Annotated in this window: 16 protein-coding genes and 1 tRNA gene; 3 read left to right on the top strand and 14 right to left on the bottom strand. The window is 74.0% G+C overall.

Annotated elements, in window-relative coordinates; all coding sequences use genetic code 11:
• Window positions 1-38: 38 nt before the first annotated feature.
• Entirely contained in the window at window positions 39-1,304 is a 1,266-nt protein-coding gene (locus D7294_RS01410; protein WP_120674532.1) for an MFS transporter, read from the top strand.
• An 85-nt stretch (window positions 1,305-1,389) separates the two neighbouring features.
• Here D7294_RS01410 and D7294_RS01405 read toward each other — a convergent pair whose 3' ends face one another.
• Window positions 1,390-2,517 carry an alcohol dehydrogenase catalytic domain-containing protein gene (locus D7294_RS01405; RefSeq protein WP_158674544.1) on the bottom strand — a complete coding sequence of 376 codons (1,128 nt, stop codon included), beginning with the start codon at window positions 2,515-2,517 and terminating at the stop codon, window positions 1,390-1,392.
• Between the two features lie 333 nt (window positions 2,518-2,850).
• Between D7294_RS01405 and D7294_RS01400 the strand changes: the two genes are divergently transcribed.
• Together D7294_RS01400 and D7294_RS01395 are read left to right on the top strand one after the other, a co-directional pair.
• Window positions 2,851-2,924: transfer RNA gene (locus D7294_RS01400), tRNA-Met, on the top strand.
• 218 nt (window positions 2,925-3,142) lie between these two features.
• Window positions 3,143-4,159 carry an LppU/SCO3897 family protein gene (locus D7294_RS01395; RefSeq protein WP_120674528.1) on the top strand — a complete coding sequence of 339 codons (1,017 nt, stop codon included), beginning with the start codon at window positions 3,143-3,145 and terminating at the stop codon, window positions 4,157-4,159.
• On the opposite strand, the gene D7294_RS01390 is transcribed toward D7294_RS01395, so the two are convergent.
• The 13 genes from D7294_RS01390 to D7294_RS01330 all read right to left on the bottom strand — a co-directional run bounded on the left by D7294_RS01390 (window position 4,149) and on the right by D7294_RS01330 (window position 20,138).
• Window positions 4,149-4,634: a hypothetical protein gene (locus D7294_RS01390; RefSeq protein WP_147450750.1), complete on the bottom strand. Its 486-nt coding sequence runs from the start codon at window positions 4,632-4,634 to the stop codon at window positions 4,149-4,151. The two genes, D7294_RS01395 and D7294_RS01390, sit on opposite strands and share 11 nt — an antisense overlap.
• An 81-nt stretch (window positions 4,635-4,715) precedes the next feature.
• A complete protein-coding gene (mgtE, locus tag D7294_RS01385) occupies window positions 4,716-6,041 on the bottom strand; it encodes a magnesium transporter (RefSeq protein ID WP_120674524.1) in 1,326 nt (441 codons plus the stop codon).
• A gap of 352 nt (window positions 6,042-6,393) precedes the next feature.
• Window positions 6,394-7,710: a thymidine phosphorylase gene (locus tag D7294_RS01380; protein WP_120674522.1), complete on the bottom strand. Its 1,317-nt coding sequence runs from the start codon at window positions 7,708-7,710 to the stop codon at window positions 6,394-6,396.
• A gap of 138 nt (window positions 7,711-7,848) precedes the next feature.
• Entirely contained in the window at window positions 7,849-8,328 is a 480-nt protein-coding gene (locus tag D7294_RS01375) for a cytidine deaminase (RefSeq protein ID WP_120674520.1), read from the bottom strand.
• A 71-nt stretch (window positions 8,329-8,399) separates the two neighbouring features.
• Complete coding sequence (locus tag D7294_RS01370) at window positions 8,400-9,713, bottom strand: ABC transporter permease (RefSeq protein ID WP_120674518.1); 1,314 nt, start codon at window positions 9,711-9,713, stop codon at window positions 8,400-8,402.
• Window positions 9,710-10,852, bottom strand: a complete 1,143-nt coding sequence (locus D7294_RS01365; protein WP_120674516.1) for an ABC transporter permease — start codon at window positions 10,850-10,852, stop codon at window positions 9,710-9,712. The genes D7294_RS01370 and D7294_RS01365 overlap by 4 nt, the downstream gene beginning before the upstream one ends.
• Window positions 10,849-12,492 (bottom strand): ABC transporter ATP-binding protein, encoded by a 1,644-nt coding sequence (locus D7294_RS01360; protein WP_120675234.1) that lies wholly within the window; start codon window positions 12,490-12,492, stop codon window positions 10,849-10,851. Before D7294_RS01360 ends, D7294_RS01365 begins: the two co-directional genes overlap by 4 nt.
• 220 nt (window positions 12,493-12,712) lie before the next feature.
• Window positions 12,713-13,762, bottom strand: coding sequence for a BMP family lipoprotein (locus tag D7294_RS01355; protein ID WP_120675232.1), 1,050 nt, complete (start codon window positions 13,760-13,762; stop codon window positions 12,713-12,715).
• Window positions 13,763-14,008: 246 nt separating this feature from the next.
• Window positions 14,009-15,235, bottom strand: coding sequence for an amidohydrolase (locus tag D7294_RS01350; protein WP_120674514.1), 1,227 nt, complete (start codon window positions 15,233-15,235; stop codon window positions 14,009-14,011).
• A 226-nt stretch (window positions 15,236-15,461) separates the two neighbouring features.
• Complete coding sequence (locus D7294_RS01345) at window positions 15,462-16,508, bottom strand: hypothetical protein (RefSeq protein ID WP_120674512.1); 1,047 nt, start codon at window positions 16,506-16,508, stop codon at window positions 15,462-15,464.
• Window positions 16,509-16,574: 66 nt separating this feature from the next.
• Window positions 16,575-17,510 carry an N-acetylneuraminate synthase family protein gene (locus tag D7294_RS01340; RefSeq protein WP_120674510.1) on the bottom strand — a complete coding sequence of 312 codons (936 nt, stop codon included), beginning with the start codon at window positions 17,508-17,510 and terminating at the stop codon, window positions 16,575-16,577.
• Entirely contained in the window at window positions 17,507-18,712 is a 1,206-nt protein-coding gene (locus tag D7294_RS01335) for an acylneuraminate cytidylyltransferase (protein WP_120674508.1), read from the bottom strand. The genes D7294_RS01340 and D7294_RS01335 overlap by 4 nt, the downstream gene beginning before the upstream one ends.
• 67 nt (window positions 18,713-18,779) lie before the next feature.
• Complete coding sequence (locus D7294_RS01330; RefSeq protein WP_120674506.1) at window positions 18,780-20,138, bottom strand: DUF6716 putative glycosyltransferase; 1,359 nt, start codon at window positions 20,136-20,138, stop codon at window positions 18,780-18,782.
• Window positions 20,139-20,700 lie beyond the last annotated feature (562 nt).

The raw sequence follows: 20,700 nt of genomic DNA, 5'->3' as shown, positions 1-20,700 counted from the left end.
CATTGGACGCATGAAACCGGGCGTTCTACGGTCGAAGCATGCCCACCGTTTTGCCCGGGGCGCCCGCCACCGCGGGTGCCTCCACCCAGCCCTTGCCGGCCACCGCCGGCGGAACGCGCATGAGGATACGCATCAACCTGGCGCTGTTCGCCGCGGGTCTCGCGACGTTCGCGCTGCTCTTCTCGACCCAGGCCCTGCTGCCCGACCTCGCCGGCGGCTTCGGCGTCCGCGCCGACCAGGCGAGCTGGACGGTGTCCGCCACGACCATCGGGCTGGCGGCGGCGGTGCTGCCGCTGAGCACGCTGTCCGAACGCTTCGGGCGCCGGCAGACGATGACCGTCTCGCTCGGCGTGGCCGTGGCACTCGCGGTGGCCATCCCCTTCGCGCCCAGCCTGCCGTGGCTGGTGCTGCTGCGCGCCCTGCAGGGCGCCGCGCTCGCCGGGGTCCCCGCCTCCGCGGTCGCGTACCTCTCCGAGGAGCTGCCCGCCCGGGCCACGGTCGGGGCGGTCGGCCTCTTCATCGCGGGCAACAGCGTGGGCGGCATGACCGGCCGGGTGCTGACCGGCTGGGTCGCCGAGGCGTTCGGCTGGCGCGCGGCGCTGGGCGCGGTGGCGGCGATGGCGGTGGTCTCCGCGGTGGCGTTCCGGGCGCTGCTGCCCCGGGCGCGCAACTTCCACCCGGCCCCGCTGCGCCCGCGGCTGGTGCTGCGGACGGTGCAGGACCACCTGGCCAGGCCGCTGCTGCTGCGCCTGTACGCGATCGGGATGCTGCTGATGGCGGCGTTCAGCGCCGTGTACACGGTCGTCGGCTTCCGGCTCACCGAGGCGCCCTTCCACCTGTCGGCGGGGCTGGCGGGCTCGGTCTTCGTCATCTACCTGGTGGGCACCGGCTCCTCGGCCGCGACCGGGCCGGTGATGGAGCGCCTGGGGCGGCGCGGGGCGCTGTACCTGGCGATCGGCACCGTCGCGGCCGGGCTGCTGCTGAGCCTGGCGGGCAGCCTGCTGCTCGTGCTGGGCGGCCTGGTGCTGATCACCGGCGGCTTCTTCCTCGGGCACGCGGTGGCCTCCGGCTCGGTGAGCCGCACGGTCACCCACGGCCGGGCCCAGGCGTCGGCGCTGTACCAGGTGGCCTACTACCTCGGCGCGAGCGCGGGGGGCACCCTCGGCGCGGTTCTCTTCCACGCCGCCGGCTGGCCCGGCCTGGTCGCCTTCGCCCTGGCCGCGCTGCTCGTCACCGCCCTGATCACGCTGTACGCCACGCGGCTCGCCTTCCGCGAGCGCCGCGTCCTCTCCACGGCGGCCTGAGCCGCACCCCGCCCGCGCCGCTGCCCCGCCCCGCCCTGCGGCCGGGAAGCCGGAGCGCCGGGACCCGGGGCGAGGCCGCCGCGGGTCAGGGCCGGGGGCCCGGCTCCCGTCCGGCCTCCGGCGGCCGGTTCCACGCCTTGGGCCCCTCGCCTGCCCCGGCGCCCGGCCCGGCGCCGGGCGCCCCGCCCGAACCGCCGCCCTCCCCCTCGTCCGTTGCCCCGGCCCGTGGCAGGAGCAGCACCGCGCCGAGGCCGGCGCCGCGTTCCACCTCCTCGTGGGCGGCGGCGGCCGCCGCGAGCGGGTGGCGGGCGGCGATGGGCTGCGCGAGCGCCCCTGCGGCCAGCAGCCGGCCGAGGTGCGCCACCGCCGCCCGCAGTTCCCCGGGCGGCGTCTCCAGCACGTCGAGCAGCCGGAGGGTGGCCTGGCGGGCGCGCAACTCCGCGAGCGGAAGGGCGGGTTCCGGGAGGCTGCCCGGGCCGTGGCCGACGAGCGTGCCGCGCCTGGCGAGAACGGCCGCCGCCCACGGCAGGTGGTCGCCGAGGGCGGCGTCCACCACCAGGTCCACGCCTCCCGGCACGAGGCCGAGCACGGCACGCGCCAGGCGCCCGGGTTCGCCGTCGCCCTCCTCCAGGACGTGGTCCGCGCCCGAGCGCCGCGCGGCCCGCCGTTCCTCCTCGCCCGCCGCGGTCGCCAGGACCAGGGCCCCGGCGCGCGCGGCCAGTTCGACCGCGCAACGCCCCGCCGCCCGCCCCCCGCCCGGGACCAGCACCGCGCGCCCCCGGACCTGACCGGCGCAGAACAGGGCGTGGTGCGCGGCCAGCGCGGGCAGCCCGAGCGCGGCGCCGGTCTCGAAGGAGGCGGCCTCGGGCAGCGGCACCGCCTGCGCGGCGGGCACCACCACGTACTCGGCCGAGGTGCCGAACGCCTTGCCGCGCGCGGCGAAGTAGACCCACACCCGCTCCCCGAGCCGCGCCTTCGGCACGCCGGGGCCCACCAGGTCGACCACCCCGGCCCCGTCCTGCCCGGGCACCACCAGGGGTTCCCGCATCGGGCGGCCGTCCCGGCCCGAACGGCGGTCCACATCCGCCGCGTTGACGCCGGCCGCCGCCAGGCGCACCCGTACCTCCCCCGCCACCGGCACCGGATCGGGCAACTCCCCCACGGTCAGCACCCGCCCGGCCGGGCCCTGCCGCTCGTACCAGGCCGCCCTCACGCGCCCGCCCCCGCCGCGGGGCGGGCCGCCCGGCGGGCCGTGGGCCCGGCCGCCGGGTACGGCGGGTGCGGCGGAGGCGAAGGGGGCGGGGCTTCGGACATGGCTGCTTCCTTCCGGCTCGGCTCGCCTCTTCCGCCTGTCAGCCTGCTCCGCCGGGCCGCGGGCCGCCGGTGACCCGCCGGGCCCCCCGCCCCGCCCCATCCTTATGACCCGCACCCCACGACCCGCACCCCACGACCCGCGTCTCGTGACCCGTCGCCGGCCGTGGCAGGCGCGGGCGGGAAAACCGATTGGGCAGAAGCGGCGCGGGTGACGTAGAGTTCGACGTGTCGACGCGGGGTGGAGCAGCTCGGTAGCTCGCTGGGCTCATAACCCAGAGGTCGCAGGTTCAAATCCTGTCCCCGCTACGAGATCGGGAAGGCCCGGCGCCCTTCGGGGCGGCCGGGCCTTCGCGCGTGCCACGGCTTCCACCCCCCGGACAACGGTGGCCCCCCTTGGGGGAAAGCGATTACGCTGTGCCCTGCGCCTTCACCGTGTGCGGCCTTCCTGCACGTTTCGGGCACGCACGTGCGTGGGTGCGTCAAGCCGGGTGTACCGAAGGGCGCTTGGGGGGTAGTCAGGCACCGTGGAGAAGGAGGGACGAGTCGGCGTCTGGCTGCTGGTGGCCGCCCTCGCCGCCTTCGCCGGAGTGATCGCGCCGAACGTCTTCGAGCGCGCGGGCGAGGCGATGATCCCCGCGGCGCTGCCCGCCGGCGACGCGGCGACCAGTGCGGATTCCCTCCCTTCCGGCGCCTCGCCCACCCCGGACCCACCCCCCGACGCCACGGGCCAGGCCTTCGAGGCGGTGAGTGCCGGCGACTGCCTGGCCGTCTACGACACCGGCACCGGCGCGTGGAGCGCGCACCGGCCCCGCCGGGTGGACTGTGGAGAGGCCGACGCCTATGTGAAGGTGTCGGCGGTCGAGATGCAGGCGGCCGACTGCCCGCAGGGAGCGGGGCAGAGCTTCTGGGGCTACGCCCGGGGCGTGCACACCGTCGCGCTGTGCCTGACCCGCAGGTTCGAGGTGGGCTCCTGCCTGCTGGCCGACGAGACCCGCGGCTCCGACGGCGAGGACGAGCCGGAGATGCAGGCCGGCCTGCTGACGGTCGCGGACTGCGAGGCCGGGGAGGTGCCCGAGGGATACAACCGGGTGCTGCGCATCACCGGCGTCTACGACGCCCCGGAGGAGATGAGCGGGCCGCTGTGCGCCCGGGGGCCGCAGGACACGACCTCGTACTGGTACTGGTTCGTCGAAAACGCCGAGGACACCGAGGACGTTGAGAACACCGACGACGAAGGAAGCGGGGGGACGGACGGGTCCGAGGGGACCGACGGCGGCAGCGGGGACGCCCAGGGCCCGGGGAGCACCGCGGGCGCCGGCCCGACGGAAGGCCCGGAAGGCCCCGGGGACCCCGAGGGCGCCGGCACCGCCGGAACTCCCGGAGCCGCCGCGGACGGCGGAGCCACCGAGCCCACCGACAGCGCGGAAACGACGGGAACGACGGGGAGCACGGGAAGCACCGGGGCCACGGGAGCCGCGGAGACCACCGGCACCGCCGAGACCCTGCTGTGCACGACCGTCGCCCGCGAGGTCACCTCGTGACCAGCCACACCGCGGCGGCACAGATGCCAGGCAGCAGGAAGAAGCCGGCGTCGAGCGGGATCAGCACCGGCAGCAGCGTGAGGTAGCCCAGCAGGCAGTAGGTGGCCGCGAGGCGCGAGAGCACGTTCTGCAGCCGGTGCGGGCCGCGCCGGTTGAGCCGGACCACGATCGCCACGTACACCGCCGCCCACAGCCCCAGGCGCGGCTGGCCCAGGCACAGGGTGTCGAACAGGTCGGCGACGAACCGGTAGAAGCCGGCGTCCGCGAGGTCGGCCGAGGTGCGGGCCACCTCCCGGAGGTAGGGGTCGAGGGCGAGCTCCGACTCGCCGGCGGAACGCGCGTGCCGGCGGGCCCACTCGGACACCAGGAGCGCGGTCAGGCCGAGCGCGTGCAGCAGGCCGGGCCCGGGAGCCACCGTGCGCTGCCGCGCGGACGGCGGCGTCCGAGTGATCTCAGGCGTCTCCGTTGCGTCCACGGGCAGTATTCTCCCCGCCCCCGGCCCGATTTTCTCCCCCCTGTGCGCCCCACGGCCCCGGCCGCCCGGCGCCGGGGCGGCTCAGATCCCGAGGACGGCCTTGGCGGTGCTGAAGTAGATGACCAGGCCCGTGGCGTCGACCAGGGTCGTCACCATCGGGGCCGAGACCACGGCCGGGTCGATCCGCAGCCGCTTGGCGAGCAGCGGCATCGTGCCGCCCACCGTCGAGGCCCAGCCGCAGATGACGACGAGGGTGAGCGCGACCACGGCCGCCACGTCGGCGCCGACGAACAGGGAGCCGACGGCGAAGCCGACCACGGCGAGCATGGCGCCGAGCAGCAGCCCGGTGCGGCACTCGCGCCAGATCACCCGCAGCAGGTCGGAGGTGCGCACCTCGCCGACGGCGAGCGCGCGGACCGCGGCGGTCGCCGCCTGCGCCCCGGCGTTGCCGCCGGTCCCGATGAGCAGCGGCACGAAGAGGGCGAGTTCGGTGACCGCGTCCAGCTCGCTCTCGAACACCTGGGTGACGGTGACGGTCAGGGTGGCCGCCACCATCAGCAGCAGCAGCCACATCATCCTGGTCCGCGAGAGCTGGAAGACGCTCGCCGACATGTAGTGCCGCTCCAGCGGCTCGGAGCCGGCCTGCCTCGCCACGTCCTCGGTGTCGGCGGCCTCGATGACCTCGAAGGCGTCGTCGCTGGTCAGCAGGCCGACGAGGCGGTCCTCGCTGTCGACGACCGGCAGGTCGAGGACGTTGGTCTCGCGCATCAGGCGGGCCGCGTCCTCCGCCCGCTCGGTCGCCTTCGCCATCGGCGGGGCGGTCACCACCAGGTCGGAGACCATCGCGCCGGGCTCGCTGAGGACCAGCTCCCGCAGCTCCACGATCCCGGTCAGCCGCCGGCCGTGGTCCACCACCGGGAGGGTGTAGATCGTCTCGGCCTGGCCGCCGCGGCGGCGGACCACCTCCAGGGCCTGGCCGACCGTCAGATCCTGCTGGAGCGCGACCGTCTCGGGCGTCATGTACCGGCCGACCGAGCCCTCGGGGTAGCCGAGCAGGGCGGCGGTCATCTGCCGTTCCCTGGCGCTCAGTCCGGCCAGCACCCGCTTGGCGACCTTGGCCGGCGCCTCCTTGAGCATGCGGGCCCGGTCGTCCGGGTCCATGTTCTCCACCAGGTCCCGGAACGCCTGGTCGCGCAGGCCCTCCAGGATCTGCTGCTGGTCGACGGGCTCAAGCTCCTCGAAGACCTCAAGCGCCCGGTCCTTGTCCAGCAGCCGGAAGGTGATGACGGACTCCACGGCGTCCATGCGCGCGATCTCGTCCGCGATGGTGTACGGCGGCTGCGTCTCCAGCCACTCCAGGGCGCCGGCGAGGTCGTGCTCCTCAAGCAGCGCAGGCAGGTGGGTCATGACGAGGGAACCCCCAGGGAACGGAGACGGTCACGGGCATCCGGTGTGCGCGCACACGCCTGCCGCCCGGGCCGTTCGGCTACCTGGGCGGTCTGGCGCGGCGCGGTGGATGACTGGGAGGCTCACTGCGCATCGCAGCACCACCTCCCGCCGTCTCGTTCCGCCGAAACCGTTCTTCAGGGTACTAGGCATCGGCGGTGCGCCGGTCACGGTCGCGGTAAACAATCCGACATTCAGGGCGGCGAGTGACCCGGCTCGCCGGAACCTCACCCGGAACTCCACCGGGGGCGGGGCCGGGGCGCTGCCCGGGGCGGGGCCGGGGCGCGTCACCGCGGCCCGCGGCCCCCGGTCCTCAGGCGATCCGGCCCAGCACCGTGGGGCGCGGCCCCGCCCAGGCGGCCGCCTCGGCCGACCCCTCGGGGGCGACCGCGATCGCCCCCTCCGTGCCGAGCGCGGCGAGCGCCGCCTCGAACCGCTCCGGGGTGTCGGTGTGCAGGGTCAGCAGGGGGGCGCCCGCGGCGACCCGGTCCCCCGGCTTGGCGTGCAGTTCGACGCCGGCCGCCGCCTGCACCGGGTCCTCCTTGCGGGCCCGGCCCGCGCCGAGCCGCCAGGCCGCCACGCCCACCGCGTAGGCGTCCAGCGCGGTCAACACGCCCGAGGCCGGGGCCGGGACGGTGTGCCGCTCGCGCGCCGTGGGCAGCGGGGCGTCCGGGTCGCCGCCCTGGGCGCGGATCATCCGCCGCCAGCGGTCCATGGCCGAGCCGTCCGCGAGCGCCGCGGCCGGGTCGGCGTCCGGCAGCCCGGCGGCGTCCAGCATCTCCCGGGCCAGGGCCAGGGTCAGCTCCACGACGTCGGCCGGTCCCCCGCCGGCCAGCACCTCGACGGACTCGCGGACCTCAAGGGCGTTGCCCGCCGTCAGCCCGAGCGGGACGGACATCTCGGTGAGCAGGGCCACCGTGCGCACCCCGTGGTCGGTGCCCAGGCCCACCATCGTCCCGGCCAGCTCGCGGGCGTCCTCGTAGGTCTTCATGAAGGCGCCGGAGCCGACCTTGACGTCGAGCACCAGGGCGCCGGTGCCCTCGGCGATCTTCTTCGACATGATCGAGGAGGCGATCAGCGGGATCGACTCCACGGTGCCCGTCACGTCCCGCAGCGCGTACAGCTTGCGGTCGGCGGGGGCGAGCCCCTCCCCCGCGGCGCAGATCACGGCGCCCGCCTCGCGCAGCACGCCGAGCATCTCCCCGGCCGAGAGCCGGGCCCGCCAGCCGGGGATGGACTCCAGCTTGTCGAGGGTGCCGCCGCTGTGCCCCAGGCCCCGGCCCGACAGCTGGGGGACGGCCGCGCCGCAGGCGGCGACCAGCGGCGCCAGGGGCAGGGTGATCTTGTCCCCGACGCCGCCCGTGGAGTGCTTGTCCGTGGTGGGCAGGGGCAACGAGGAGAAGTCCATCCGCTCGCCCGAGGCGATCATCGCGGCCGTCCAGTCCGCGATCTCCCGCCGGTCCATGCCGTTGAGGAGTATGGCCATGGCCAGCGCGGCCATCTGCTCCTCGGCGACCTCGCCGCGCACGTAGGCGTCCAGGACCCAGTCGATCTGGTCCTTGGCGAGGGCGTGGCCGTCGCGCTTGGCGCGGATGACGGTGATGGCGTCGAAGCTGCCGGCGTGGCTCATGGATGACTCACAGGGAAACTCTCGGGGGAAGCGGGGGAAGCGGGGCAACGCGCGCGCCGGGGGGCGTGCGGGGGCCGGGGAAGGCGCTCGCCGGAAGGCGTGCGGGACGCCGGGAGGCACGAGGGGAACACGCGGCGATCAGTACCGCTCCAGGTGCCAGGCATGCGGGAGCAGCTCCGCGAGCGGGCGCACGCCCTGGGGCGTGTCCATGCGCAGTTCGGGACCGCCGTGCTCCATGAGCAGCTGGCGGCAGCGCCCGCAGGGCGTGATGATCTCGCCCTCGCCGTTGCAGCAGGTGAAGTGGGTCAGCCGGCCGCCGCCCGAGGCGTGCAGCGCGGAGATCAGCCCGCACTCGGCGCACAGGCCGAGCCCGTAGGAGGCGTTCTCGACGTTGCAGCCGGTCACGGTGCGGCCGTCCGAGACGAGCGCGGCGGCGCCCACCGGGTAGCCGGAGTAGGGGGCGTAGGCCCGGGACATGGCGTCCCTGGCCGCCGCCCGCAGGGCCGCCCAGTCCGCCTCGCCGGCGGGGGCGGCCCCGGGGGTCTGGGGGGTGTCGTCCGCGGAATCCACGGCAGGATTCTCCGTCCCCGCGGACCTGCCTGGCGTCGTGTCGGGCATCTCCCGCCTTCCTGGTGTCTCGGGCGGCTCCTTCCGCCCGGGTGTGCCCGCGGCCCCGGGCGCCGTCTCGCTCACGTGGCCTGGCCTCTGCGATACGGGCGGCCCGCGGCCCGCGGCGCCCGCAGCCGCTGCGAGAACAGCGTGAGCACCAGCAGGGTCGTCAGGTAGGGGCTGGCGGTGACGAGTTCGAGCGGCATCTCGTCCGTGGTGGCGAACCAGAGCCACAGCAGCACCGCGAGGCCGGCGTTCACCCCGGCCTGCAGGCGCCGGCCGCGCGTGAACTGCCAGACGGCGAGCCCGGCGAGGCCGAGGCCGAACAGCAGCAGGGTGGCGTGCACCACCGCGCCGCCGCCGCGGGTCTGGAGCGCGTCCATGAAGCCGAACAGGCCCGCGCCCGCCGCGATGCCGCCGGGACGCCAGTTCCCGAAGATCATCGTGGCCAGGCCGAGGTAGCCGCGCCCGCCGGTCTGCCCGTCCTGGTACATCCTGATCAGCACCGCCAGGTACGCGCCGCCCAGGCCCGCGAGGGCGCCGGAGACGGCGAGCGCGGCGTACTTGTACAGGTAGACGTTCACCCCGAGCGACTCGGCGGCCTGCGGGTTCTCGCCGCAGGACCGCAGCCGCAGCCCGAAGGAGGTGCGCCAGAGCACCAGGTGACTGCCGAGGAACAGGACCACGGCCAGCAGCGTCAGCCAGGACACCTCGTGCACCGCGGCGCCGAGGATGCCGGCCAGGTCGGAGACCAGGAACCAGTGCTTGTCCGCCAGGTCGCCGAGCCAGTCGGCGAGCCCCGGCACGGTGAACGGCTCCATCCGGTCCATCGAGGGCGACTGCTTGTCGTTGCCGCCCGCCGCGGCGGCCGCGCTGCCCTCCTGGCCGAACCACTGCTTGGCCAGGAACTGCACGACGCCCTGGGCGAGGATGTTGATCGCCACGCCGGAGACGATGTGGTCCACGCCGAAGGACACGGTGGCCACCGCGTGCACCAGGCCGCCCAGCGCGCCGCCCACGATCCCGGCGAACACCGCGGCCCAGGGGCCCCACTGCCAGCCGGCCCAGCCCGCCCCGAACAGGCCGAGCATCATCATGCCCTCAAGGCCGATGTTGACCACGCCGGAGCGCTCGGCCCACAGCCCCGCGAGGCCGGCCAGGCCGATCGGGACGGCGAAGGTGATGGCCGCGCTCCACTGCCCGGTGGCGGTGAGGCTGCCCTCGTCGGTGACGGACCTGACCAGGGAGAGCAGCACCAGGGCCCCGGCCAGGAGCAGCAGCACCCCCGGGTAGCCGAGGCGGCGCGGGGCGGGCGCGGCGGACGCGCCCCCCTCCGCGGCGGGGGCCGCGCTCGCGCGGTCCGCCGGGGGCCTGGAGGAGAGATTCGTGGTCACGCGGACACCTCCGCCGGGTCCTGGTCGTCAGTGCTGCGGGGGCCTGTCCCGGCCGCCCTGGCGGCGAGTTCCTCGCCGACCAGGCGCTGCTGGCGCCTGAGGCCCCAGCGGCGGACGAGTTCGTAGGCGACGACGACGGAGAGCACGATGATGCCCTGCATCACGCCCACGATCTCCTGCGGGTAACCCTCGAACTCCAGCTGGGTGCCGGTGCGTTCGAGGAAGCCCCACAGGAGGGCGGCCAGCCCCATGCCCACCGCGTGGTTGCGGCCGAGGAGGGCGATGGCGATGCCGGTGAAGCCGATGCCCTCGGGGAAGTCGTTGCCGTAGTTGCCCGACTCGTTCAGCAGCGTCGGCATGCCGACCAGGCCCGCGACGGCCCCGGAGAGCAGCATCGCGGTGATCACGGTGCGGGTCACGCTGACGCCGCTGGCCTCCGCGGCGGGCTGGGAGCGGCCGACGGCCCGCAGGTCGAAGCCGAAGCGGGTGCGGCCGAGCAGGAACCAGTAGGCGATTCCCGCGAGGACGGCGATCACCACGGTGCCGTGGATGGGCTGCACCTGGGTGGAGAACTCGAAGAAGTGGCTGGAGTCGGGGATGTCCGGGGTGTGGATGATGTTCTCGTCCCGCTCGGCGAGCCTGCCCTCCTGGAGGAAGTAGGAGATCAGGGAGCCGGCGATGAAGTTCAGCATGATGGTCGTGATGACCTCGCTGACGCCGCGGGTGGCCTTGAGGTAGCCCGCGATGCCCGACCAGATCGCGCCGCAGGCCATCGCGACGAGGATGATCACCGGGATCTGCACGAAGCCGGGCAGGGTCAGCGCCCCGCCGACGACCGCGGCGAAGAAGGCCGCCACCCGGTACTGGCCGTCCACGCCGATGTTGAACAGGTTCATCCGGAAGCCGACGGCCACCGCGACGGCGGAGAGGTAGTACGGGATGGCCTTGTTGATGATCCAGACCTGGCTGTCGCTCTTGGAGCCGAAGTCCACCATCACCTGGTAGGCGCGGAACGGGTTGTCGCCCGTGAGGCCCATGACCGCGGAGGTGATCGCCAGGGCGGTCACCACCGCGAGCAGCGGGGCCGCGAGCGCGAGCACCAGCTTCTCCCGGTCGACGCGCTTGAGCAGGGTGGTCACCGCGCTTCCTCGCCTTCCTGCCCCTCGTGCCCCTCGGCGGCCGCCGGGGCCCTGGGCCCCTCGTCCGGGGCGTGGTGTTCGAGGTGGCCGCTGGCCGCGCCGGTCATCGCGCTGCCCAGCTCCTCCGGGGTGATGCGCGCCGGGTCGGCGTCGGCGACCAGCCGGCCCCGGTACATCACGCGCAGGCTGTCGGAGAGGCCGATCAGCTCGTCGAGGTCGGCGGAGATCAGCAGCACCGCGAGACCCTCGTGCCTGGCCTGCCGGATCTGGTCCCAGATCTGCGCCTGGGCGCCGACGTCCACGCCGCGGGTCGGGTGCGCCGCGATCAGCACCTTGGGGCGGTGGCTCATCTCGCGGCCGACGATCAGCTTCTGCTGGTTGCCGCCGGAGAGCGAGCCCGCGGTCACCTCGATGCCGGGGGTGCGGACGTCGTACTCGGCGACGATGCGCCGGGTGTCGGCGCGGGCGTCCCGCGCGGTCAGCAGCCCGCCGCTGCTGTTGGGCCGCTCGGTCACGTGGCCGAGCATCCGGTTCTCCCACAGCGGGGCTTCGAGCAGCAGGCCGTGCCGGTGCCGGTCCTCGGGGATGTAGCCGATGCCGCCCTCGCGGCGGCGGCGGGTGGAGGCGTGGGAGACGTCCGTGCCGTCGAGCGTGATGCGGCCGCCGTCGGGGTCGCGGATGCCCATGATGGCCTCCACGAGTTCGGCCTGCCCGTTGCCCTCCACGCCGGCTATGCCGAGCACCTCGCCGCGGTGGATGGTGAAGTCGATGTCGGCCAGCAGCTCGCGGCGCACCCCGCCGGAGTCCAGGCCGGTCAGCCGCAGCCCCGAGACGGTCAGCACGGGCTCGTCGGTCACGGTGGACTCGCGGGTCTCCGGGGTCGGCAGCTCGCTGCCCACCATCAGCTCCGCGAGCTGCCGCGGGGTGGTGGCCGAGGGCTCGACGGTGGCCACGGTGGTGCCGCGGCGGATGACCGTGATGTCGTCGGCGACCGAGAGGACCTCGCCCAGCTTGTGCGAGATGAACAGGACCGTCAGGCCCTCGGCGGTCAGCTCCCGCAGGTTGCCGAAGAGGGCCTCCACCTCCTGCGGGACCAGCACGGCGGTCGGCTCGTCGAGGATCAGCGTCCTGGCCCCGCGGTAGAGGACCTTGAGGATCTCGACCCGCTGGCGGTCGGCGACGCCGATCTCCTCCACCAGCACGTCGGGCCTGACGCCGAGGCCGTAGGTGTCGGAGATCTCCAGGACGCGGCGGCGGGCGCGGGCGCCGATGCCGTGCAGCCGCTCGGCGCCGAGCACGACGTTCTCCAGCACCGTGAGGTTGTCGGCGAGCATGAAGTGCTGGTGCACCATGCCGATGCCACGGCCGATGGCGTCGGCGGGGCCGCGGAGGGCGACCCGCTCGCCGTCGATCTCGATGGTGCCCTCGTCCGGCCGCTGCATGCCGTAGAGGATCTTCATCAGGGTCGACTTGCCCGCGCCGTTCTCGCCGACCAGGGCGTGGATCGTGCCGCGCCGGACGGTGATGTCGACGTCGCGGTTGGCGACGACGCCGGGGAAGCGCTTGGTGATGCCCCGCAGTTCGACGGCCGGTGCGCCGCCGGACTCGGCCGGGCTGCTGCGGAGGTCTTGGGGTGGGATGACGCACTCTCCTTGGCCTGCGGGCCGGGCAGGATACGGAACGGGCGGCGCGGGGACCGCCGGTCCCGGCCCGACGGTATCGCGTCGTGGTGACGAGGGGACGGGGGGAAGCCGGGAGCAGGCGGGCCGGAGACGGGCCCGGGGGCGGCCGGGCCCGGGTCGCCGGGCCGCCAAGCCCCATGGCATTGGCGGCCCGGCGAGTCGGAGGGGGCCGGGGCCGCTACGGGGTGTCCTGCACCTCGATGTCGCCGTTGACGATGCGCTGCGACGCCTCGTCGATCCGGTCGGCGATGTCGTCGATGAAGCCGCCGGAGGTGGCCAGCGAGACGCCGTCCTCGGCCAGGGTGTACTCGTGGGCGCCGTGCGGGGCCTCGCCGTTCTGGACGGCCTCGATGAGGTCGTACACCGCCACGTCCACGCCCTTCACCATCGAGGTGAGGATGTGGTCCTGGTACTCCGCGAGGCCCGGCTGCTGGTATTGGTCGGAGTCCACGCCGATCGCCCAGGCGCCGTCCACGCCGGCGACCGTCTCGATGGCGCCCTGCCCGGAGGAGCCGGCCGCGGTGTAGATCACGTCGACGCCGTCGCCGAGCATCGCGTCGGCCTGCTCGGCCGCGCGGGCCGGGTCGCTGAAGCCGCGGTCGTCGTCCGTGTAGAGGTAGCGGACGTCCACGTCGATGTCGGGGTTGGTGTCGTGCACGCCCTGCACGTACCCGGCCTCGAACTTCTGGATCAGGGGGGTCTGGACGCCGCCGATGAAGCCGACCTGGCCGCTCTCGGTCTTCAGGGCCGCCGCCACGCCCGCAAGGTAGGAGCCCTCGTGCTCGGCGAAGGTCATGCCGTACACGTTGTCGCCCTCGGGGGCGGAGTCCACCACGCCGAAGGTGGTGTCGGGGAAGTCCTGCGCGACCTGCTCGATGGCGCTGCCGTAGAGGTAGCCGACGCCGATGACCGGGTTGTATCCGGCCTGGGCCATGGCGGTCAGGCGCTGCACGCGGTCCGCGTCCGCCTCGCCGTTGCGGGCGGTCTGGTAGTCGATGTGGACGCCCAGCTCCTCCTCGGCCCGGTCGCCGCCGCGGGCGGCGGACTCGTTGAACGAGTGGTCGTCGCGGCCGCCGACGTCGAAGGCGATGCCGACGCCGGGCTGCTCGTTGTTCCCGGAGCCGTTGTCGTTGTCGTTCGATTCGGTGGAGCTCTCGCCACAGGCGGCGGTCAGTGCGAGAGTGGCCGAAATGGCCACGGTGGCAAGAAGCCTGGATACGCGGCGCAAGAGGGCGATCCCTTCCATTGGCGGTCCGTCGAAAGCGCCCCTTACGGCGCCGTTGCGGCGATCGTAACGCGCGTAGAACAGGCGTCTACCCATGCGCTCTTCCCGTTATCAGATCGGTGTGAACGCGACGTGAGAGCCGCCTGGGGCGGCCGGCGTCCGCCGGGTTGCGGGGCGGGGAGCGCGCCGGCACGGGCGGAGGGGCCGTGGGGCGGGAGGCCGTGATCGCCCGCCCCACGGCCGCGCGGCTCACCCCAGGAGGGCCGCCGCCACGAGCAGTTCCACGCCGACCGGGATGGCCCGCTCGTCCGCGTCGAAGTCGCCCTGGTGGATGTCCTGCGGGGGGCGGCGGGCCGGCGCGGCGGGGTCGGCCGGCGGGCGCACCCCGAGGCGGGCCATGGCGCCCGGAACGTGCTCCAGGTACCAGGAGAAGTCCTCCCCGCCCAGGCTCTGCTCGGTGGGCTCCACCGAGTCGGGGCCGAAGCGCGCGGTCATCGCCCTGGTGAGCAGCGCGGTGGAGGCGGCGTCGTTGACCACCGGGGGAACGCCGCGGACGTACTGGATCTCGGACTTCGCCCGGTAGAGCGTGGCCACCTCGTCCACCGCCGCGTGCACCAGGTCGGGGGCGGCGTGCCAGGCGTCCAGGTCGAGGCAGCGCATCGTGCCGGAGAGCTCCGCGGTCTGCGGGATGACGTTGGCGGCGTGGCCGGTCTCCAGCCGGCCCCAGGTGACGGCGAGTCCCGATCTGGTGTCGACGCGGCGGGCCAGCAGGGCCGGCACCTCGGTGGCCACCTTGGCGGCGGCGGTGACCAGGTCGGTGGTCAGGTGGGGGCGCGCGGTGTGCCCGCCGGCCCCGGAGAGCGTGACCTCGATCCGGTCGCAGGCCGAGGTGATGGCGCCGGTGCGCACCCCGATCCGGCCGGCGTCCACCTTCGGGTCGCAGTGCAGCGCGAGGATCTGGCCCACCCCGTCCAGGACCCCGCAGTCGATGGCGTCCTGCGCGCCGCCGGGGAGCACCTCCTCCGCGGGCTGGAACAGCAGCCGCACCGGGCGGGTCAAGCGGCCGGCCGCGGCCAATTCGGCCAGCAGCAGCCCGGCGCCGAGCACCACGGTGGTGTGCACGTCGTGCCCGCAGGCGTGGGCGCGGCCGGCGATGGTCGAGCGGTAGGGCACCGTCTTCGTGTCGGGGATGGGCAGGGCGTCCAGGTCGGCGCGCAGCGCGAGCAGCGGCCCCTCGAGTCCCGGCTGCCGTACGTCGCAGATCAGGCCGGTGCCGATGTCGAGGACGCGCGGGGCCAGGCCGGCCCGCTCCAGGCGCTCCTTGACGACGGCGGTGGTGCGGACCTCCTGGTTGCCCAGCTCGGGGTGCATGTGCAGGTCCCGGCGGAAGGCGACCAGCTCGGCCCGCAGGGCCTCGGAGAGCTCCGGCAGCCCTGGCGACGTGAGGGTGGACTCGGGAGACAGCAGATCACTCACGTGACGAGGTTAACGCTGTTGAGGCCCCAAATGGCGATCGATCATGGAAAGTTACTGTGATGAACGCAGTCCCGGCTGCATAAGGTCGCAAGTGACTGGGTATGCCTCCTTTTTTTCACGGCGCGCGCGTGGACGGACATCAGCGCGCCTTCAGGCCGACCCGGCCCGGCGGTGCTTCGCCCGTCTCCCCGCGGCACTCGCGGCCCCCGCCGGCCGGGCGGCGCGGCTACTGCGGCGCCGCCAGGGAGGTCACGCCGCGCCCGCCGAGGGCGGTGCTGGTGACCGCGGAGAGGAAGCCGCTCGCCCGCTCGGTGGCCCGGTCGGTGAACCAGCCCTCGGCTATGTCGCAGACGACGACCCGCACCTCGGTGTCCGAGAGGACCCGGGGCAGGGTGTGCACCACGGTGGAGGGGAAGCTGAGGATCGTGGCGCCCATCGGGCCGCGGCGGGCGACGAGTTCGAGGGGCAGGTCGGGGCGCACCACCTCAAGGCCGGCCGCCTCGGCGAGCCGGGCCAGCTTCTCCTCGCCCTCCTTGCGGTGGGCGAAGTAGCGGGTGACCCCGTGCTCGGCGGCCAGCCGGGCGACCCCGGCGACGTAGCGCTCCTCGTCGATGACGCCCGTCTCCACCAGCGAGGTGCCGACCAGGTCGGCGCCGCCGGTCAGCCGCGGCGGCGGGGAGCCGGCCCTGGTCCAGGCGAAGGTGTTCTCGGTGAAGGAGACGCCCGCCACCTGCTCCACCGGCATCGCGGTGAACACCTCGACGCGGCGCCGGGCGGCCGGGGTCAGCCGCCGCACCGCGCGCCGGGCGACGGGCGCGAAGAGCAGCGCCCGCGGCCCGCGCGAGGACGGCCGGTGCCAGCGCACCAGCCGCTCGCCGCGGGCGAGTTGGGCGGTGAACTCCATGGTGGCCGTGCCGTCGTCCACCACGACGACGTCGCAGCGGCCCGCCATGGAGAGCAGCACCTGCAGGTAACGGGAGAACGGGTCCCCGATGACCAGCCGCCTGGCCCGGCGCAGCGGCCCGGCCAGCGCGGCCAGGGCGCGCGGCGGGGCCAGTGCGCCGCCGCGTGCCTCGCGCCACAGCACGCGGCAGCCGGTCTCCTCGGCGAGCTGCGTCATCCGGCGCAGCTGACCGCGGGTGGTGGGGTCGTGCGGGGGCAGGATGACGACCGTGAACGCGCCGGGGGCGGCGGCGTGGGCCCACTCGAGTATGTTCAGCAGCTGCACCGGACTCTCGGCGAACGCCAGCGTCTGCGCCCCGGTGTCACTCATGCGGCGGTTCCGTCCCGTCTCCCGTTGTCACATGCGCTGTGGGTGCCTCGCGGACTCGGGGCCCGCTCAGACCCCGGCGGGCTCGCGGTCGGCGTTCTCCTCCTGCTCCGCGATGACACCCCTGACCCGGCGCAGCTTCTTCATCGGCGCCAGCTCGCTCTCGTAGACCTTCTTGACGCCGTCGCCCAGGGACTCCTCGATGGTGCGGATGTCGCGCACCAGCCGCTGGAGGCCCTGCGGCTCGACGGAGGCCGCCTGGTCCGAGCCCCACATGGCGCGGTCGAGGGTGATGTGCCGCTCGACGAAGACGGCGCCGAGCGCGACGGCGGCGAGGGTCGTCTGCAGGCCGGTCTCGTGGCCCGAGTAGCCGATCGGCACGTTCGGGTACTCGGCCTGGAGGGTGTGGATCACCCGCAGGTTGAGCTCCTCGGCCTTGGCCGGGTAGGTGCTGGTGGCGTGGCAGAGCAGGATGTTCTCGCTGCCGAGCACCTCGACGGCGTGCCTGATCTGCTGCGGGGTGGACATGCCGGTGGAGAGGATGACCGTGCGGCCGGTGGCGCGCAGCCTGCGCAGCAGTTCGTCGTCCGTCAGCGAGGCGGAGGCCACCTTGTGGGCCGGGACGTCGAACTGCTCCAGGAAGTCGACGGCCTCGGTGTCCCAGGGCGAGGCGAACCAGTGGATGCCGCGCTTGGCGCAGTACTCGTCGATGGCGCGGTAGTCGTCCTCGCCGAACTCGACGCGGTGCCGGTAGTCGATGTACCGCATCCGGCCCCAGGGGGTGTCGCGCTCGATGTCCCACTGGTCGCGCGGGGTGCAGACCTCCGGCGTCCGCTTCTGGAACTTGACGGCGTCGCAGCCGGCCTCGGCGGCGGCGTCGATCAGCGCGAGGGCGTTCTCCAGGTCGCCGTTGTGGTTGATGCCGATCTCGCCGGTGACGTAGACCGGGCGGCCGGGCCCGACGATGCGGTCGCCGAGCTTACGAAGTCGGTTGCCTGGGGTCATGATTGGGTCAGTTCCTTTCCGAGAATCCACGAGGCGATCTCGCGGATCGCACCGGCCCCGCCCGCCGCGGAGGTGACCGCGCGGGCGGCTCCGCGGACGATGTCGTGGGCGCTGCCCACGGCGACGGGCCAGCCGACCAGGTCGAAGCACGGCAGGTCGTTGACGTCATTGCCTGCGTAGAGCACGCGCTCCGGCGCGATTCCTTGCTCCTCGCACCACTGTTTGAGGGCGAGGTCCTTCCGGTCGATGCCGTGCAGCACGGGGATGCGCAGCTTGCGCGCCCGCGCGGCGACGACCGGGTTCTCCTCCGTGGACAGGATCAGCAGCGGCAGTCCGGCACGCCGCAGGGCGGCTATCCCGAGCCCGTCGCCGCGGTGAACCGAGACGAACTCCCGTCCCTCGGAGTCGACGAGCACCCTGTCGTCGGTCTGGGTGCCGTCGAAGTCGAGCACGACCGCGTCGATGTCGGCGCGGGTCGGCAGGTAGTCGGGGAGCGGCCAGCCGGCCAGCCCCGACGTGCCGCCGTCGAGCAGCGGCGCGAGCGCGCGGGCGCGCGCGAGGTCGTGCGGGTCGTCGATCTCCAGCACCCGCGCGGGGTCGGCGCGCACCAGCTCCGTGCGCCCGAAGAAGCGGTGCCGCTCCCGGCGCAGGCCCTCGGCGCGCATCCCGTAGCAGGCGCCGGTCTCCAGCAGGTCCTGCGGCCGGTCCTGGCGGCGCGGCCGGTACGCCTTGTCGTGGTTGACGCCGTGGCCGCCGGTGCCGGCCGCCTCCCGCCAGACGAAGCCGTGGAAGGGGGCCACCGTCAGCGCGGTGTCCGCGCCGTCGAGCACGGCGGCGGCGACCCCGTCCACCTCCTCGCGGGTGAGGAAGGGGCTGGTGCACTGCACCAGCAGGACGACGTCCACGGCGACGTGGTGCCGCTCCTCGTAGACGCCCATCGCGTGCAGCACGGCGGCCTCGCTGGTCGCCGTGTCGTTGGAGATCTCCGCGGGGCGCTCGATCACCTCGGCGCCCGCCGCGTGCGCCGCGGCGGCGATGCCGGGGTCGTCGGTGGAGACCACGACGGCGGTCAGCAGCCGCGCGGCGCGGCACTCTCTGACGGCGCGGGTGACCAGGGGGGCGTCACCGACCGGCGCGAGGTTCTTCCCGGGCACCCCCTTGGAGCCGCCGCGGGCGGGAATCACAGCCAGCACAGTGCTCATGCCTGAACCCTTTGTTCGGTGGGTGGGTTACGTCGTGGGGTGGCGCCCAAGGGCGCCGCCGCGCCGCTCACAGCTGCCCCCACCTCCTGATCAGCGGGGCGACCCGCTGGACGCCCGCCCGGTAGGCGCCGCGGGCGGTGCGGCGCAGCAGGCGGCGCGAGGCGCCGCGCACGCCGGTGTCCTGCGCCGGGCCCTGGTAGTCCGACTTGGGCGCGCCCTTGACGTCGAGGCCGTGCCTGGCGAGGAGTCCCGGCAGGTAGCCGGGGGCGGTGCGGACCGTGTAGTAGGGGTCGAGCGGCGGGAGGCCCACCTCCTCGGCCGCCTGCTCCAGCAGCCCGGCGAGCCGGCCGCGCGCGGTGGCGAAGGCGTGCTCGGTGGACGTGGTGAGGCCCTGGTTCTCCAGCCAGGCGGGGTCGGCGTTCGGCAGGTACCCGCTGTCGAGCTCGTCCCAGGAGGCGAAGCAGCCCGAGCCGATGAAGTAGTGGTTGCCCAGCAGCTCGCGGACGCCGAGGTCGGTGAGGATCGCGGTGGGAATGCCGCGGTGCAGCGATTCGAGGGCGGCGGTGGAGCTGACGGTGATCAGCAGGTCGGTGCCGTCGAGTATCTCCCCCATGTTCCCGTAGGAGAGGCGGAAGTTGGGGGGCTGCTCGGACTTGGCGCGCTCGGCGAGCCGCTGGTAGGGCAGCTCCTCGACGTGCGTGGTGTGCTCGCCCGGCTTGCTGCGCAGCTTGAGGACGACCTCGCGGTCCGGGTGGCGCCTGGCGTGCTCCATGGCCCGCTCCAGCAGGTAGGCGCGGTCCTTGCGGGTGGCGGGCACCGAGGGCTGGACGGCGAAGACCACCCGGTAGGGGCGTTCGCCGCGGGCGACGGCGCCGGGGTCGTGCGGCCTGCCGTCGAGAAAGGGGAGGGCGCATTCGGTGACGGCCGCGCTGTCGGCGCGCATTCCCTGGAAAGCCTCGCGGAATCGGCGGGCGTCGTACGGGCTGTTGGCGAGGATGAGATCGGCGCCGTGCCGCAGCAGCAGGCCGCTTGTCAGGTTCTCGTAGACGACGCCGACATAGCCGGTGACGACGACGGTGCGCCGGGCGGTGCCGTGCCAGGCGCGGGCCAGGCCGTGCAACATCGCCTGCACGGTATTGCCGACGCAGGAGAGCACGAGGAGATCGAACGGCCGCTCTTTCTCTTGGGCGCCGTTTCCGTTCACCTCGGCGAGAAAGTCGATGGCGTTGATCTCGCGCGGTTCGTCCACGCCGGTGCTCGTCTCCGCCAGCTGCCGCGCGGTCGGCGTGGCACGCCCCCGCAGGAGATAGCCGTGGACGGATGACTCGGGGGCTATCCGGCGCGCGGTCAGCGCGCCCCATTTCCACCTGGTGTCAGAATCCGCCAGCACGGCCACTCGAAGTGACGTGGGGGATGAATCGGGCACGGAATGAACCGTAGGCGTCGAGGTCGAGGGTCGGGCCAACTCAGTCACAACAACCAGTTAACAGCACGACACCTCACGGCCAACTCGCGCTCCAAGCTGGCAGTTTCGAGCAATTATCCGATGAAATTCATTACTCGGACAGGTCCCGTATCACTGGTGTTCACCTTTCCCCGGACGCCCTTTGGTGAACTTCAGGCAAAGAAGGTGAACAAACGCGCGGCCAGGCCGCGGAAAAGGGGGGAAAGGCGAGCCGGAACGCGCCCCCCGCCCAGCCGCGCGGCGCGGGACCGGGGGCCGCCGGGAGCCGCCGGGGCGGGCGAATAGCAAGACTGTTTCCCGGGGAACCCCGGGGAACCCCCGGGCCGCCGCACGCCGGGGCAGGCCGGAACGGCGGGAGTGGCGGCGGGGCACGCCCCAAGGCACACCCGGGGCCCGGGACACCGCCACAGGGAACGCCACAGGGAAGGTCACAGGGAAGGTCACAGGGAACGCCACGGAACCGCCGCGGGGAACGCGGCGCCGGCGAGGGCCGGAGTGCGCGGGCGGGGCTAGGGGGAATGCC

This window comes from Streptomyces hoynatensis (assembly GCF_003626535.1).
GTDB lineage: Bacteria > Actinomycetota > Actinomycetes > Streptomycetales > Streptomycetaceae > Streptomyces > Streptomyces hoynatensis.
Note: the sequence above shows the minus strand (reverse complement) of the source record. Positions and strands in the feature narration are given on the sequence as shown.